Below are 13,920 nucleotides of genomic sequence, written 5' to 3' on the forward strand. Positions count from 1 at the left end.
CATCGGCCAGCGCCAGCAGCCCGCGCGAAAAGCGTTCCAGCCAGTCGCTGTCGGCCCGCGGCAGCGACAGGGCGAGCGTGAAGGCCAGCGGCCGGGCGCCGCACGCGGCCAGATCGCTCAGGTTGACCGCCAGCGCCTTGTGGCCGAGCGCCTCGGGATCGACGTCGGCGAAGAAATGGCGGCCCTCCACCAGCATGTCGCTGGAGACGGCCAGGTGCATGCCCGGCGCGGGCGCGAGCAGCGCGCAGTCGTCGCCCACGCCCAGTGCGGCACGGCGCACGGGGCGCTGGAAGAAACGGCGGATCAGATCGAATTCACCCATGGCAGGAGCATACGGTGCGGCAGGCCACGGCCCGCGCTACGTCTGGTAGTCGCCGCTGGCCTCGGGCTGAAAGAGGATGGCGACGACCTGCGCCGCGCAGGTGTCGCCGTTCGGCGTGAGCCACTTCGCGACGTCCCCCACCTTCAGGCCCAGCAGGCTGCTGCCCACCGGCGAGAGCACGGAGATGAAGCCGGCCGTGGGCTCGGCATCCCGCGGATAGCAGACCGTGAGCGTCTGGCGCCGGGCGGTCTGCACATCGACCAGCTCCACGCGCGAGTACATCGTCACGACATCGCCGGGCACGGCGCGCGAGCCGGTCACCTCGGCGCTGGCCAGCAGCGCGGCCAGGGCGGGGGGGAGTTCGCGCCCGGGCAGTTTGCTCAGGCGGGCGAAATCAAGTTCGGTGAGCGTGCGCTCGCCGTGAATCGTTGCATGCATCGACACACTCCATCGAATGAATGCGGGCAACGCCCAAAAGAGGGTGCGCCCGCGGCCGCGCGAGGCGGGGGCCCGGCGGCGGAGGGTTGCGCTGAAAGAAGAGGAGAGGGGAGCGGACCGCCGGGCTCAGGAAGGTGCGGGCGGCACCGGCCGATGCGCTCTCTTGGCGGCCGCGTACGCGCCGGCGCTGCGCGGGGCAGTGTGGCGTGGGGGCCGGAGAGGGGGAAGCGCATGCGGGCAGTGTAGGCCGTCATGCGGGCGGCACCCGCAATGGCCTCACGCCCTTTGCCAGATTGGGTGCCCCCTCGCGCTGCGGAGCGCGCCCAGGAGCGGCATGCAGGGCGGCCAGGCAAAAAAAAACCGGCCCAGGAGGGCCGGCTTTTCGCGGAGTGCGGCAGGGCTCAGTAACGGCCACCGCCAAAACCACCCGTGCCGTAGCCCACGTCGGAGCGCTTGTTCGCGCCGTAGCCCGCTGCGCTGTAGCCGCCCGAGCCGCCGCCTTCTTCGCGGGGGCGGGCCAGGTTCACGACGATCGAGCGGCCGTCGACGGACATGCCGTGCAGTCCGGTGATGGCGGCCTGCGCGACTTCGGCGGACGCCATTTCCACGAAGCCGAAGCCCTTGGAGCGGCCGGTTTCACGGTCCATCATGACCTTGGCGGAGGAGACGTTGCCGAACTCGGCAAAGTTGCTTTGCAAGATCGCATCGGTCACGGAGTAGGGCAGGTTGCCCACGTAGATTTTGCTGCTCATGGAAAGAGCCTTTCTGAAAGAGGTGCGCAACGAATGGCGCGCCGTTGGAGGACGGTGGTGCGAAGGGGGAAAAGGGAGCTGCCTTGGCAGACCCTTGGCCTCAGCACGCCGGAGGATGCGGCATGCTCGTTTGCAGCCAGCCCTGGGTGATGGCAAAGAGCCGGGCGGCTTCGCGGGATGCAAAGGCTTTGTCGAAACGGAATACGCGGCAGTAGCTGCCGTTACCCTGGGATCGATGGACCGAGAAGGAGGCACGGAAGCGGCCACAGTCGGTCGGGTGTGTCGAGGGCGAGACGACGTATGGGCCCATGGGAATGGCGGTCTTGGAAATCTAATTCATTCAGGATCGCAGGCGGGAGAGGGCCTACGTGAGCATCGAGGAACTCGGTCGGCTGCAGCTCGGCAGATCGACAGGGCGACGAAGGTCGCAAAAGGCGGCCTGCTGGGGGCCGATGGCCGGTTCCCAGCAAGCGTTGCGGTGACGGCACGGGTCAGGCGCCAAGACTGCAACAAAGGGCATTATATCACCATTGAGAATTTAAAAGTCAATTAATATTCTCGATGGTTTTAAAGAGGGTGTCTCCTAGCCACCCCTCGATGCTATTCGGCCGCCTGCCCAAGCACCGCCCGGTATACGGACAGGTCCTGCTCCGAGAAGCAGCAGAAGGTCACCTCCCGAATACCGGGCGTCTGCGCGAGGGTGGCATGCACCGCATCGACGGCCACCACCGCCGCCTGCTCGATCGGGTAGCCGTAGATGCCCGTGCTGATGCAGGGAAACGCCACCGTCCTCGCCCCGCGTTCGCTCGCCAGCAGGAGCGACTGGCGATAGCAGGAGGCCAGCAGGCCCGCCTCGCCGTTCGCGCCGCCGCGCCACACCGGGCCTACGGTGTGCACGATGACGGAGGCCGCCAGCCGGTAGCCCCGGGTGGCTTTCGCATCCCCGGGCTTGCAGCCGCCCAGCAGGCGGCATTCGTGCAGCAGTTCCGGACCGGCCGCGCGGTGGATGGCGCCATCCACCCCGCCCCCGCCGAGCAGCGACGAATTGGCCGCGTTGACGATGGCATCCACCGCCAGCTGGGTGATGTCGGCGCGCAGCGCGCGAAGCGTGGCGTTCGCCATGGGCACGGCCTGCCGTCGGCCCGTCAGGACACCGCGCCCCGAAAGCGCTGCGCCGCCTGCCGGCTCACCTCGCCCAGCAACTGCTCGTTGCGCTGGCGCTCGCGCAGCCAGCGCGCGTCGTTCTGGCCGGCGTCGGCCTCGCTGCGCAGCATGTGCAGCGCGCTCGACGCCCCGGTGACACCCGCGTGCCGCGCGATGTGGTCGATCGTCTGCAGGATGTGGTCGCGCAGCGGCATGTGGCTGCCCGTGGCCGGGTCCACATAGACCGCGTCCATGCCGAAGCGGCAGGCCTGGAAGCGGTTGTAGGTGTAGACGAGGTAGTCGTCCTCGGTCGGCATGAAGGGCTGCTCGGCCAGGAACCACGCACCCAGCGACTGCACGAAGCCGGCGAGCGCGGCGGCGCGCTCCACGGTGAGCGGCGTGTCGAACACCCGGATCTCGATGGTGCCGAACTCGGGCTTGGGGCGGATGTCCCAGTAGAAGTCCTTCATGCTCTTGACCACGCCCGTGCGCGTCATCTTGTCGAAGTAGTGCTCGAAGTCGGTCCAGGTGAGCGCCATGGGCGCGCGGCCGGACAGCGGGAAGGCGAACACCGAGTTGAGCCGGGCGGAATCGAACGCCGTGTCCTGCCCCTGCACGTAGGGGCTGGAGGCCGACAGCGCGATGAAGTGCGGGATGTAGCGCGACATGCGGTGCAGCATCAGCAGCGCCGCGTCGGCGTCCGGGCAGCCGATGTGCACGTGCTGCCCGAAGATCGTGAACTGCTTGGACAGGTAGCCGTACAGCTCCGACAGCTCGCGAAAGCGCGGCTTGTCGTAGATGCGCCGCTCGTGCCATTGCTGGAACGGGTGCGTGCCGCCGCCGGCCACGGCGATGTTGAGCTTGTCCGCGCTCTTGACCAGCGCATCGCGGATCTGCGTGAGCTGGCCCAGCACCTCGCTGCTGCTGTGGCACACGCCGGTGGAGATCTCGATCATGCTGTTGGTCATCTCGGGCACGACGCTGCCGGGCAGCGGCGTCTTGTGCATGAGGCGCAGCATGTCCTCGGCATAGGGCGCGAGGTCGTAGTCGTGCGTGTTGACGAGCTGCAGCTCCAGCTCGACGCCCAGCGTCAGGGGCTCGGAATGGTGGAAGGCTTCAAGACTCACGGCTGTTGTCTCCGTTGGCGGCGCGCGAGAGCGGCGCCCAGGGTTTCGAACTCTCGCCCGCGCGGTAGATGGCGACGGTGGCGATCACGGCCCCGAGCACTTCCATGACCAGGATGGCCGGCAGCGCCACGCGGGCGATCAGCTGGCCGGTGGAGGCCGAGGCCACCACGAACTGCGATGCGATCAGCAGCGCGATGGACGACATCGGCGTCATCGCGCAGCCCACCCACAGGGCCTGGCGCCAGCTGGCGCCGCTGCCCACGTTGCCCACCGCCACGCCCAGGGCCTTGGCCGCCAGGCGCACCACGATCAGGGCCAGCACGACGCCGGCCACCGGGCCGCTCCAGTCGGCCTGCGCCGCCACGGTGGAGACAAGCACGAACATCAGCATGGTCAGCAAAGACGAGGCCGTGCCCATCTGGCGCGGCCAGGCCCAGGGGCGCGGATTGAGCTGCTTGAGCAGCATGCCGGCCAGGAGCGCGGCCAGCGGCGCGGAGCCGCCCATGTGCGCCGCGACGGCCGTGCCGGCGGCGATGAGGGTGAGCAGCAGGAACGAGGTGTTCTCGCTCGTGGGGCTCATGAAGCGCAGCGCCATGCGCAGCACCAGGGCCAGCACGGCGCCGACGATGATCGAGACGCCCAGCACCACCATGACCGGGTAGATGGTGTCCATGATGCGCGCGGCGGGGCGGTTGATCAGCTCTGCCGTGGCGCTGCCGAGCGTCAGGGCGTACAGCGTGGAGAGCGTGGCCAGCACCATGGCGCGGTCGGTCACCGGGCCGGCGGCGCGCGTGTCAGCCACCACGCGGCTGAGCACCGCGGGCGAGGCGGCCAGGGCCACCAGGGCGAGCGGGCCGGCAGCGCGCTGGGGCACGTCCAGCCACATCAGCACGTAGTACACGGCGAAGTAGGTCAGGGCCGATTCGGCGATGCTCTGCACCAGCACCATCGGGTTGTGGCGGAACCAGCGCAGCGGAATGCGCCCGCCCGCCTCGAACAGCACCAGTGCGATGCCCAGCTCCAGCAGGAACAGGCTGATGCCCTGCAGCGGCCACACGGCGCCGGTGAAGCCCAGCAGGCCGGCGATGGTGCCGACCAGGGTGTAGCCGACCACCTTGGGCAGGCCGATATGGCGTTGGAAAAGGTAGCCCGATACCGCGGCCACTGCGAGCAGCAGCGACCATTGCACGGTGGGCAACCCGGCCGAAGGGCGCAACCATTGCGCCCAGAAGCTCAGGATTTCATCCATTCTTTGTATGTCCTCTTCGCGCAGGCGCCAGGCCTGCAGGGTTGGGTCGGCCTTCGCGAAGCCCCCTCGGCGCGCAGCGGCCCGACCCCGGGGTCGCCCGAATTTACCCGCTGGGGTGGCCCCACCCTGTAGGACGGAGGCCTCCATTCCGGGGCGTATCGGGGCGGCGGAAAAGACCTTTTAACAGGGCTCAGGCCGCGCGCCGGGCGGGCATGAAAAACTCCAGCGGCGCGCGCCGCAGCCGCGAGCGCAGGGCCGCATAGACGCGGGCCCGCTCCACCCCCGTCACGCTGTGCGCGCGCAGGGCGAGCCGGAAGGCCAGGTAGAAGCTGACCGACACGTTCAGCGCGCCCAGCAGCGGGATCGTGGCCACGGCCCACCAGAACTGCGGCATGTGCAGCACCTGCAGGCCCAGCGCCGTGCTGGCCGCGCCCAGCTGGCCTGACGACAGCGTGACGTGGCGCACGTCCAGCCCGAGCCCGAAGAACGAGGCGATGGGCGGCACCAGCCCCAGCATGAAGCCCAGCGAGATGTTGGCGGCGAAGCCGGACAGGTTCTCGCGCAGGAAGTGCGCCCAGCGCGCGGCGCGCGCCGTGCCCAGCAGCCGGGTGATGCGCGGGTTGTACTGCACGGCCGAATCCAGGCGGTGCAGCACGAACCAGTTCTCCGCCCAGCCCGCGATGATGCTGGAGGCGAACAGCAGCACGCCGGTGAAGGCCGCGAACAGCAGCGAGGGCCCCAGCAGGTGCAGCGACTCCAGCACGTGGTGGGCCTGGGCCGTGCTGATGGCCGTCTGCCCGGTTCCCTTGGCGATCAGCAGCGTGATGCCGATCACGGTCGGGAACACCACGAGCACGTTGCCCAGCACCGCGGCCACCTGCGACCGCACCAGGTGCGTGACCTCGTCCACGAAGGACACCACGGCCTCGTCGGAGTGCAGGTCCTTGAGCTTGGCTGCCATGGCCGGCGCGGTCATCGCGGGCTGCTTGGTGGCCACCGTGAAGTGCAGCAGCAGGATCAGCACGAAGCTCACCGAATAGTTCACGCCCGCCCAGAAGCCGCCCCAGAAGGCCGACAGCGCCAGTGCCGCCAGGCCGAACTTCATGAGGGTGGTGAAAGCCATCACCAGGCCGCCGCCCGCGGCCTTGCCGACCATGGCGCGGTACTCGGCGCCGGTGCGCGTGATGTAGTGCTCGCCCGTCTCGGCGCTGCGCTCGGCCACCTTGGCCGCCAGCAGCGACGAGTTGGACGCCAGCAGCGCGCGCAGGCTGCGCCGTTCGCGGCCCACGGTGACCAGCCGCGCCATCAGGCGGGCGGCGGTGGGGGCGGGCGTGGGCGAGAGCAGGCAGTCCAGCAGCTCGCGCACGCGCAGGATGCGCTCGCGCAGCTGCCGCAGCCGGAACACCAGGCCCACCGAAATGCCGTTGTCCTCGAAGTGCGAATACACGGTGGCCGCGGCGGCGCGGCAGGCATCGAGCCGCTCGCGCAGGCGCTGCACGGATTCGTCGAGCCGGTCGGTGGTGCGCAACTGGTGCATCACCTCCACGCGCACGCTCTCCACGTCGCGGATCAGGGCGTGGAACGGCTGCGCGTCGCGCGCGGCTTCGCTCATGCGCAGGCGCAGTTCGGGCGCGAAACCGGTGGACAGGATCTGCCCCGCGCAATAGGTGATGGCGTCCAGCAGGGCGCGCTGCCAGCGGGTGGCGCCCGGCGCCTCGGCCGGGGCCATGGCCGACAACAGCCGAACGAGCAGGGCCTCGTCCAGGGCCGCGAGCCACAGCGCATCGAAATCGTAGGGCAGCGCCAGCATGAACAGCTCGGACGCGTCGATGGTCTCCGGGCTGCCCGGAAGCAGCTTGTAGCGCAGGCGCTCTGCCACCTCGCTGGCGAGGGCCGTGCGCGGCGCGAAGCCGAAGTCGGCCAGCAAGGTGGTGATGTCCACCGTGCCGACGAGCGCGCTCCACCAGTCCTGCAGGCGCTGGCGCGCGGCATCGTCCTTTTCGATGGCCTCCACGAACAGCTGCATGCGGCCGACCGCGGCCTCGACCGAGCGGCGGTTGCCCCGCACCCAGTCCAGCAGCGCAATCAGCCAGAGGTGGCGCTGCGCCAGCGGCGCGCCCGCATCCAGCTGGGCCAGCAGGTGGCCCAGGTCATTGGCGTGGCGCTTCAATGCAGCACTCTGCCGTTCAGGGGGGCGCCCGAGGCGTCGCCGGACACGGCTTCCAGCACGAACAGCGCAATGGGGCATTCGAACGGCTCGCCGTCCTCGGCCACGCAGAAATAGCGGCCGTGCATGCTGCCGCTGGCCGTGCGCAGGCGGCAGCCGCTCGTGTACTGGAAGGATTCGCCGGGCTTGAGCAGCGGCTGCTGCCCGACGACGCCCAGGCCCTTGACCTCTTCGGTGTGGCCGCGCGCGTCGCTGATGACCCAGTGGCGGGAGATCAACTGGGCGGGGATGTCGCCCATGTTCGTGATGGTGATGGTGTAGGCGAAGCCATAAAAGCCCTCGTCGGGCGTGGATTGCTCGGGCAGGTACTGGGAATGCACCTCGGCCTGGAACTGGTACTTCGGCATGGGCGCAATGGTACCCGGGCCGGCGGGCAAGCCTTCCGGATCGCCGCGGGCTGCTGCGACAATCGGGGGATGAGCCGCACCTACCGCATCGCCCCCTCGATCCTGTCCGCCGATTTCGCCCGCCTGGGCGACGAAGTGAAGAACGTCATCGCCGCTGGCGCCGACTGGATCCACTTCGATGTGATGGACAACCACTACGTGCCCAACCTGACGTTCGGGCCCATGATCTGCCAGGCGCTGAAGCCCCACGCCAAGACCCCGGACGGCCAGCCCGTGCCGATCGACGTGCACCTGATGGTCCAGCCCGTGGATGCGCTGGCCGCCGCTTTCGCCGATGCCGGCGCCGACTACATCAGCTTTCACCCCGACGCCTCGGCCCACGTGCACCGCAGCGTGCAGGCCATCCGCGCCAAGGGCGCCAAGCCCGGCCTGGTGTTCAACCCCGCCGAACCGCTCGACGTGCTCGACTGGGTGATCGACGACATCGACCTCATCCTCATCATGAGCGTGAACCCGGGCTTCGGTGGCCAGAGCTTCATCGACTCCGCCCTGCGCAAGATCGAGGCCGTGCGCCGGCGCATCGACGCCTGCGGCAAGGACATCCGCCTCGAAGTGGACGGCGGCATCAAGACCGACAACATCCGCCGCGTGGCGGATGCGGGCGCGAACACCTTCGTGGCGGGCAGCGCGATCTTCGGCAAGCCCGACTACGCCGGCGTGATCGGCGCCATGCGCACGCAACTGGCCTGACGCGGCCCGGCCGCAGTCTGGGCCTGCATTCACATCGATCAGCGCGCTGGTGGCGCTGGGGGCGGTGGCACGATGGTGGTCGTGGTGCTCTCGCGCAGCACGCCGCCCGCGGCGGGCGAGCCGGACACGGCACTCGGGCCCTTCACGCGGTCCAGGCAGGCGGAACGCTCTTCGGGCGTCTTGAACACGGCGCAACGGTCCACCGCATTGCTCTGCTCGGCCTGGGCGCCCGGATTGGTCAACTGGCCGGTGCGCGACGATTCCAGGGCCGCACCCGTTTCCTGCAGGCACACGGCCTGGGACTGCTGCGTGTTGCCGCTCAGGCAGGCCTGGCGGTCGCGCTCGTAGCGGGCCCGGGCGGATTCGTCCGGCGCGGCGTGCGCGGTGGCGGCGGCTGCGGCCAGCAGGGCGGTGGTGACGAGAACGGAAAAGCGGCGAAGAGAAGACATCGGCATGGTGATCCTTTGGTATGCGAACAGCCCCTGGCAGCCGGGCGAAGGCCCGGCCGGGGCAAGGTTTGCAGACTAGGCGTACACCGAGGGAGCGTCTGTCGGACGGTGCGCAGCCGCCGTGCGGGCCGTTCGCCCGCCACAGGGCGGCCGAGGCCCCCGTCCCCGATGAAAAGCGGGAGGCGCAGCGACCGAAAAGGTCGGCCGCTTACCGCAAACCCTGCGCCAACGCGCGCGTCAGGTCGGCCGCGGGCGCCTCCCGGCAGCCGCTCGCGTTCTGTCCGGACCACAGTGGTGAAAAGTCGCTGCGCGCCAAGGCTTCCGCCTTGGCGCGCAGCGGGGCCAGCGCGGCCGTCGCGAGAGGGAACTCCGGGGCCGCGGGGTTCAGTGGCCCCAGTTCGTGCATGACGCGGTTCATGATGCCGCGGGCAGGGCGGCCGGTGAACAGGTGGGTGAGGGCGGTGTGGCGCGCCGCGTCGCTTTGCAATGCGGCGCGGTGCACTGCGCTGGTGGTGGCCTCGGTGGCCAGCATGTAGGCGGTGCCGACCTGCACGCCCGAGGCCCCCAGCGCCATGGCCGCGGCCACGCCCCGGGCGTCCGCGATGCCCCCGGCCGCGATGACCGGGCACTGCACGGCGCCGACGATCTGGGGCAGCAGCGCGAAGGTGCCGGATTGCTTGGTCAGGTCGTGCGACAGGAAGTGCCCGCGGTGCCCGCCGGCCTCCAGGCCCTGCGCGATGACCGCGTCCACGCCCCCGCGCCTGCAGCCAGAGCGCTTCTTCCACCGTGGTGGCCGACGCGAGGACTTTGGAGCCCCAGCTTTTCACCTGCGTCAGGAGGTCGTCCGGCGGCAGCCCGAAATGGAAGCTGACCACCGGCGGCCGGAACTCCGCCAGCAGGCCGGCCACCTCGGCGTTGAACGGATGGCGTCCCGCACCGGCGGGGATGTCCTCCGAACGAAGGCCGAATTCGGCGTAATAGGGCGCCAGCGCCGCACGCCATGCCGCCTCCCGCTGCGGATCGGGCTGGGGCGGCGTGTGGCAGAAGAAGTTGACGTTGTAGGGCCGGCGGGTGGCCGCGCGGATGGCCGTGACTTCCTGGCGGATCAGGTCGGGCGTGAGCCCGGCGCAGGGCAAGGAGCCCAGACCCCCGGCTTCGCTCACGGCGATCACCATGGCGCTTCCCGACACCGCCACCATGGGCGCCTGGATGAGGGGAAATTCGGTGCCGAGGAGGTGTTGGAGCGTGGTCATCGGTGGGGCCTGTAGGGACGTGGTGGGCATTCTGCACCACCTCCTCCAGCCGCCACGCGCGGCGGTTCAGCGGGCGGGGCCGAATCCGAACAGGGAGGGTTTGGAGGGGGCCGGGGGATCGGCTGGCGGGCGCTCCGTCTGGGGCGCATCGTGCGATGGCGACACCCCTTTCGCGGCCCGCTTCACGGCAAGGCGAGGGCCGATGTCCAGGTCTTCGATCATGGCTTGCAACACCCGAAGCCCATCGGCCAGGGCCTGGTGGTAGGTGCCCGTGGCCGACGCGGACCGTTCCATCTCCGCCCAGGCGCCGCCGCCTTCGCGCTCCATCAGCACCCAGCGGAAGTCCCCGGGAGACGGCTCTTGCACATGGATGGCGATGGGGCGGAGGGGGGAAGGCATCACTCCAGCATAGGGGATCGCGGGGGATGGACCAAGGCCGTGCCGCCACCCGATTGGCAGGCAATGCCTACCGATGCGGCAAGCGGCCGCCTACAAGGGTGGCAGACCGATCGACGCAGACTGGGACGCACGGGGTTTCCCCTTCGGAGAAAAGTCACATGGCAACTGGCAGTCGCACGCTCTGGAAGGGCGCCATCACTTTCGGCCTGGTCCACATCCCTGTCGGGCTGCACACGGCGGCGACGGAGCAGGGCGTGGACTTCGACTGGCTGGACAAGCGGTCCATGGACCCGGTGGGCTACAAGCGCATCAACAAGAAGACCGGCAAGGAAATCGACAAGGACCACATCGTCAAAGGGGTGCAGTACGAAGACGGCAAGTACGTCATCATCAGCCCGGAAGAGATCGAGGCGGTGTTCCCCAAGACCACGCAGACCATCGAGATCGAGCGCTTCATCGACGCGAACGACATGCCGTTCATCTTCCTGGAGCGGCCGTACTACGTGGCACCCGTCAACAAGAGCGACAAGGTCTATGCGCTACTGCGCGAAACCCTCATCGCGACGGGCAAGGTTGGCCTCGCGAAGGTCGTCATTTCGACGAAGCAGCACCTGGCCGCGCTGGTGCCTTCGGGACCGGCGCTGGTGCTGAACCTGCTGCGCTGGGGCGACGAGGTCAAAACGCTCGACTCGCTCGAACTGCCGGCCGCCGGCAAAAAGAGTGTGAGCGCCGCGGAACTCAAGATGGCCAGGCAGCTGGTCGAGGAGATGTCCGGAAAATGGGACCCCGCCGACTTCAAGGACGAGTTCCGCATCCAGGTGATGAAGCTCGTGGACAAGAAGGCGAAGGCGGGCGAAGGCCACACGGTGATGGACCCGGAGGAAGAAGCGCCGCAGACCGGCGAAGTGATCGACCTCACGGCCCTGCTCAAGCGCAGCCTCAAGGGTGGCTCCGCGCCTGCGCGCAAGGCGGCGGGCAAAACGGCCGGCAAGGCGGGGGCCAAGGCGCCTGCCAGGAAGGCCGGTGCCAAAAGCGCCGCCGCCAGGAAGAGCGCACCGGAAAGAAAAGCGGCGTGAGCGATTGCTCGCCCGCGTGTTCAGACCGGTGATGCCATGCGCGTCGCCACGTGGAACATCAACAATGTCAACAAGCGGATCGACCGGCTGGTCGATTGGCTGCAGCGCACGCGGCCCGATGTGGTCGCGCTGCAGGAACTCAAATGTCCCACCGCGCAGTTCCCGCATGAGGCGCTGCGCGCGGCGGGCTACCGCGGCATGGCCGTCGGCCAGCGCACCTGGAATGGCGTGGCGCTGCTCGGCCGCGGGCACGATCCCCTGCCCGTGTTGACCGCGCTGCCGGGCGACTCGGCCGACAAGGAGGCCCGCTACCTCGAAGCGGCGATCCACGGCGTGCTCTATGCCTGCCTGTACCTGCCCAACGGCAACCCGCAGCCCGGTCCCCGATTCGATGCCAAGCTGCGTTGGTTCGAGCGGCTGAACCGCCGCGCCCAGGCGCTCTGGGCGTCTGGCCATCCCGTGGTGCTGATGGGCGACTGGAACGTCGTGCCGACGGATGCGGACATCTACCGGCCCGACACGTGGGCGGACAACGCCCTGTTGCAGCCGGCGCCCCGGCAAGCCTATGCCGACCTGTTGGCCCAGGGGTGGACGGATGCCATCGCCACGGTGCACCCGAAGGACGTGCCGTTCACTTTCTGGGACTACCGGCGCCGGCGCTGGGAGCGCGATGCGGGACTGCGCATCGATCACATCCTGGTGAGCCGCATGCTCCGGGTGGCGGATGCCGGCGTGGACCGGGACGAGCGCGGCAAGGCCAACGCCAGCGACCACGCCCCCGTCTGGGCGGAACTGACGGTGGCGAAGGCGCCCGCGCGGCGCCGGGCGGCCAGGCCGGCCGGCGTTTGAAGCGCCCCACAGGCCGGTGATCGCTGCCAGAATGCAGGGTGCCTCGACCCTTGGGGTTGCAAGCGTGCTTCACAAGGACAATGCTTTCATGAACGATCCCGGCGGCTTTCCCGATCTCGAATATGTCGGCTTCTGGGCGCGCGTGGGCGCGACGCTGATCGACACCCTGCTGCTGATCGTCGTGACGGTGCCGCTGCTGGTGGCGTTCTATGGCTGGGCGTATTTCGAATCCGAGCGCCTGGTCTTGGGGCCTGCGGATTTCGTCATCTCCTGGGTGCTCCCGGCCGTGGCGGTGGTGCTGTTCTGGCTGAGCCGGCAGGCCACGCCGGGCAAGATGGCCATCGGCGCCCGCGTGGTGGATGCCGCCACCGGCAAGCCGATGACCCCCGGGCAGTCCGTGGGCCGCTACGTGGCGTATTTCGCCTCCGCGATTCCGTTGGGCCTGGGCCTGCTGTGGGTGGCGTTCGACAGCCGCAAGCAAGGCTGGCACGATAAGCTGGCGGGCACGGTGGTCGTGCGGCCGAAGCGGCGTGGGACGCAGGCGGTGGGTTTTCCGCAGGGTTGAAGACCTTCTCCCCCCACCAGGACCGCCACGGCGCCACCCGCCTTCATTCACTGCACGCCTGTTTTCATGGCCATGACGATGCAATCTGCCCCCTTTTCAGACTGGATTCCGCTGCCCCCCGCACAAGCCGATGCCGCGATCGTGGACCTGGACGGCACCATGGTGGACACGCTCGGCGATTTTTCCGAGGCGATCAACCGCATGCTGCGCGAGCTGGGGCTGCCCGGCATCGCGGCGCCCGACATCGAACGCATGGTGGGCAAGGGCTCGCAGCACCTGATTCATTCGGTGCTCAATCACGTTCTGGCGCATGATTCACTAGGGCGTATTGCTATCAAAACAGAAGCAATCTATCCGCAGGCCTGGGAAAGCTACCAGCGCCATTACGCCGCCGTCAACGGCCAGTTCGCCGCGCTGTACCCCGGGGTGGTCACCGGACTGCAGGCGCTGCGGCGGCAAGGCGTGCGCCTGGCCTGCCTGACCAACAAGCCCACGGCGTTCGCCGTTGCGCTGCTGGAGGCCAAGGGGCTGGACGGCTTCTTCGAGAAGGTGTTCGGCGGCGATGCCTTCGAGCGCATGAAGCCCGATCCGATGCCGTTGCTCCGGACCTGCGAGGCGCTGGGCACCGTGCCCGCGCGCACGCTGATGATCGGCGACTCCAGCAACGATGCCCGGGCGGCCCGCGCCGCCGGCTGCCCCGTGGTGCTGGTGACCTACGGCTACAACCACGGGCAACCCGTGCGCGAGGTGGATGCCGACGGCTATGTCGATTCGCTGGAGGCGCTGCGGCCCGGCCCCTGACGCGCCCCGCAGCGGCGGGGCGATGGCCCGCTACCAGCGCAGCAGCCGAGGCCCCAGCACGGCACCAGCGGCCACCGGCAGCGACATGCCCAGAACGTACCAGATGGCAATGAACGGTGCGGCCAGCTCCGGGCAGTGCAGCGCATAGACCGTGGCGCCGGCCGCGCCGCCCT

The 13,920-nt window shown here is 69.2% G+C and carries 17 protein-coding genes and 1 pseudogene; 5 read left to right on the plus strand and 13 right to left on the minus strand.

The genetic code is table 11. The annotated features are described in order from the left end of the window. From AC27KI_RS11845 to apaG, 9 genes are all read right to left on the minus strand, one after another. The coding region (locus tag AC27KI_RS11845; protein WP_487113960.1) for an AIR synthase related protein at positions 1-322 on the minus strand (322 nt) is incomplete at its 3' end. A 36-nt stretch (positions 323-358) separates the two neighbouring features. Then, positions 359-760: a GreA/GreB family elongation factor gene (locus AC27KI_RS11850; RefSeq protein ID WP_487113962.1), complete on the minus strand. Its 402-nt coding sequence runs from the start codon at positions 758-760 to the stop codon at positions 359-361. Between the two features lie 401 nt (positions 761-1,161). Then, entirely contained in the window at positions 1,162-1,512 is a 351-nt protein-coding gene (locus AC27KI_RS11855) for an RNA-binding regulator (protein ID WP_284413396.1), read from the minus strand. Positions 1,513-1,612: 100 nt separating this feature from the next. Continuing rightward, the gene (locus tag AC27KI_RS11860; protein WP_317353765.1) at positions 1,613-1,822 is read right to left on the minus strand and encodes a hypothetical protein; all 210 of its coding nucleotides are present in this window, start codon (positions 1,820-1,822) and stop codon (positions 1,613-1,615) included. Positions 1,823-2,112: 290 nt separating this feature from the next. Beyond that, positions 2,113-2,634: an O-acetyl-ADP-ribose deacetylase gene (locus AC27KI_RS11865; RefSeq protein ID WP_487113964.1), complete on the minus strand. Its 522-nt coding sequence runs from the start codon at positions 2,632-2,634 to the stop codon at positions 2,113-2,115. A 23-nt stretch (positions 2,635-2,657) separates the two neighbouring features. Further along, positions 2,658-3,782: a YbdK family carboxylate-amine ligase gene (locus tag AC27KI_RS11870; RefSeq protein WP_284394324.1), complete on the minus strand. Its 1,125-nt coding sequence runs from the start codon at positions 3,780-3,782 to the stop codon at positions 2,658-2,660. Then, complete coding sequence (locus tag AC27KI_RS11875) at positions 3,772-5,031, minus strand: cation:proton antiporter (protein WP_272565687.1); 1,260 nt, start codon at positions 5,029-5,031, stop codon at positions 3,772-3,774. Before AC27KI_RS11875 ends, AC27KI_RS11870 begins: the two co-directional genes overlap by 11 nt. Positions 5,032-5,221: 190 nt before the next feature. After that, the gene (locus tag AC27KI_RS11880; RefSeq protein ID WP_317353772.1) at positions 5,222-7,201 is read right to left on the minus strand and encodes a site-specific recombinase; all 1,980 of its coding nucleotides are present in this window, start codon (positions 7,199-7,201) and stop codon (positions 5,222-5,224) included. Continuing rightward, complete coding sequence (gene apaG, locus AC27KI_RS11885; protein WP_487088177.1) at positions 7,198-7,605, minus strand: Co2+/Mg2+ efflux protein ApaG; 408 nt, start codon at positions 7,603-7,605, stop codon at positions 7,198-7,200. The genes AC27KI_RS11880 and apaG overlap by 4 nt, the downstream gene beginning before the upstream one ends. Positions 7,606-7,674: 69 nt before the next feature. Between apaG and rpe the strand changes: the two genes are divergently transcribed. Then, on the plus strand, positions 7,675-8,355 hold the full coding sequence (gene rpe / locus AC27KI_RS11890) for a ribulose-phosphate 3-epimerase (RefSeq protein WP_487088175.1): 681 nt from the start codon (positions 7,675-7,677) through the stop codon (positions 8,353-8,355). Positions 8,356-8,393: 38 nt separating this feature from the next. Here the strand turns inward: rpe and AC27KI_RS11895 are convergent, their stop codons facing one another. The 3 genes and pseudogenes from AC27KI_RS11895 to AC27KI_RS11905 all read right to left on the minus strand — a co-directional run bounded on the left by AC27KI_RS11895 (position 8,394) and on the right by AC27KI_RS11905 (position 10,456). After that, the gene (locus AC27KI_RS11895; RefSeq protein WP_487088173.1) at positions 8,394-8,810 is read right to left on the minus strand and encodes a hypothetical protein; all 417 of its coding nucleotides are present in this window, start codon (positions 8,808-8,810) and stop codon (positions 8,394-8,396) included. 202 nt (positions 8,811-9,012) lie between these two features. Continuing rightward, a pseudogene (locus AC27KI_RS11900) lies at positions 9,013-10,057 on the minus strand (NAD(P)H-dependent flavin oxidoreductase). A 66-nt stretch (positions 10,058-10,123) separates the two neighbouring features. Next, positions 10,124-10,456 carry a hypothetical protein gene (locus tag AC27KI_RS11905; protein ID WP_487088169.1) on the minus strand — a complete coding sequence of 111 codons (333 nt, stop codon included), beginning with the start codon at positions 10,454-10,456 and terminating at the stop codon, positions 10,124-10,126. 158 nt (positions 10,457-10,614) lie between these two features. Between AC27KI_RS11905 and ku the strand changes: the two genes are divergently transcribed. From ku to gph, 4 genes are all read left to right on the plus strand, one after another. Further along, positions 10,615-11,532 carry a non-homologous end joining protein Ku gene (ku, locus tag AC27KI_RS11910; RefSeq protein WP_487088167.1) on the plus strand — a complete coding sequence of 306 codons (918 nt, stop codon included), beginning with the start codon at positions 10,615-10,617 and terminating at the stop codon, positions 11,530-11,532. A 36-nt stretch (positions 11,533-11,568) separates the two neighbouring features. Then, positions 11,569-12,381, plus strand: a complete 813-nt coding sequence (locus tag AC27KI_RS11915) for an exodeoxyribonuclease III (RefSeq protein ID WP_487088165.1) — start codon at positions 11,569-11,571, stop codon at positions 12,379-12,381. Positions 12,382-12,469: 88 nt separating this feature from the next. Then, positions 12,470-12,946, plus strand: a complete 477-nt coding sequence (locus AC27KI_RS11920; protein WP_487088163.1) for an RDD family protein — start codon at positions 12,470-12,472, stop codon at positions 12,944-12,946. Between the two features lie 78 nt (positions 12,947-13,024). Beyond that, complete coding sequence (gene gph / locus AC27KI_RS11925; RefSeq protein ID WP_487088161.1) at positions 13,025-13,747, plus strand: phosphoglycolate phosphatase; 723 nt, start codon at positions 13,025-13,027, stop codon at positions 13,745-13,747. A 30-nt stretch (positions 13,748-13,777) separates the two neighbouring features. Here the strand turns inward: gph and AC27KI_RS11930 are convergent, their stop codons facing one another. Next, the gene (locus AC27KI_RS11930; RefSeq protein WP_487113966.1) at positions 13,778-13,888 is read right to left on the minus strand and encodes an NrsF family protein; all 111 of its coding nucleotides are present in this window, start codon (positions 13,886-13,888) and stop codon (positions 13,778-13,780) included. Between the last annotated feature and the right edge of the window lie 32 nt (positions 13,889-13,920).

This window comes from Acidovorax sp. KPB24-03, from assembly GCF_057546605.1.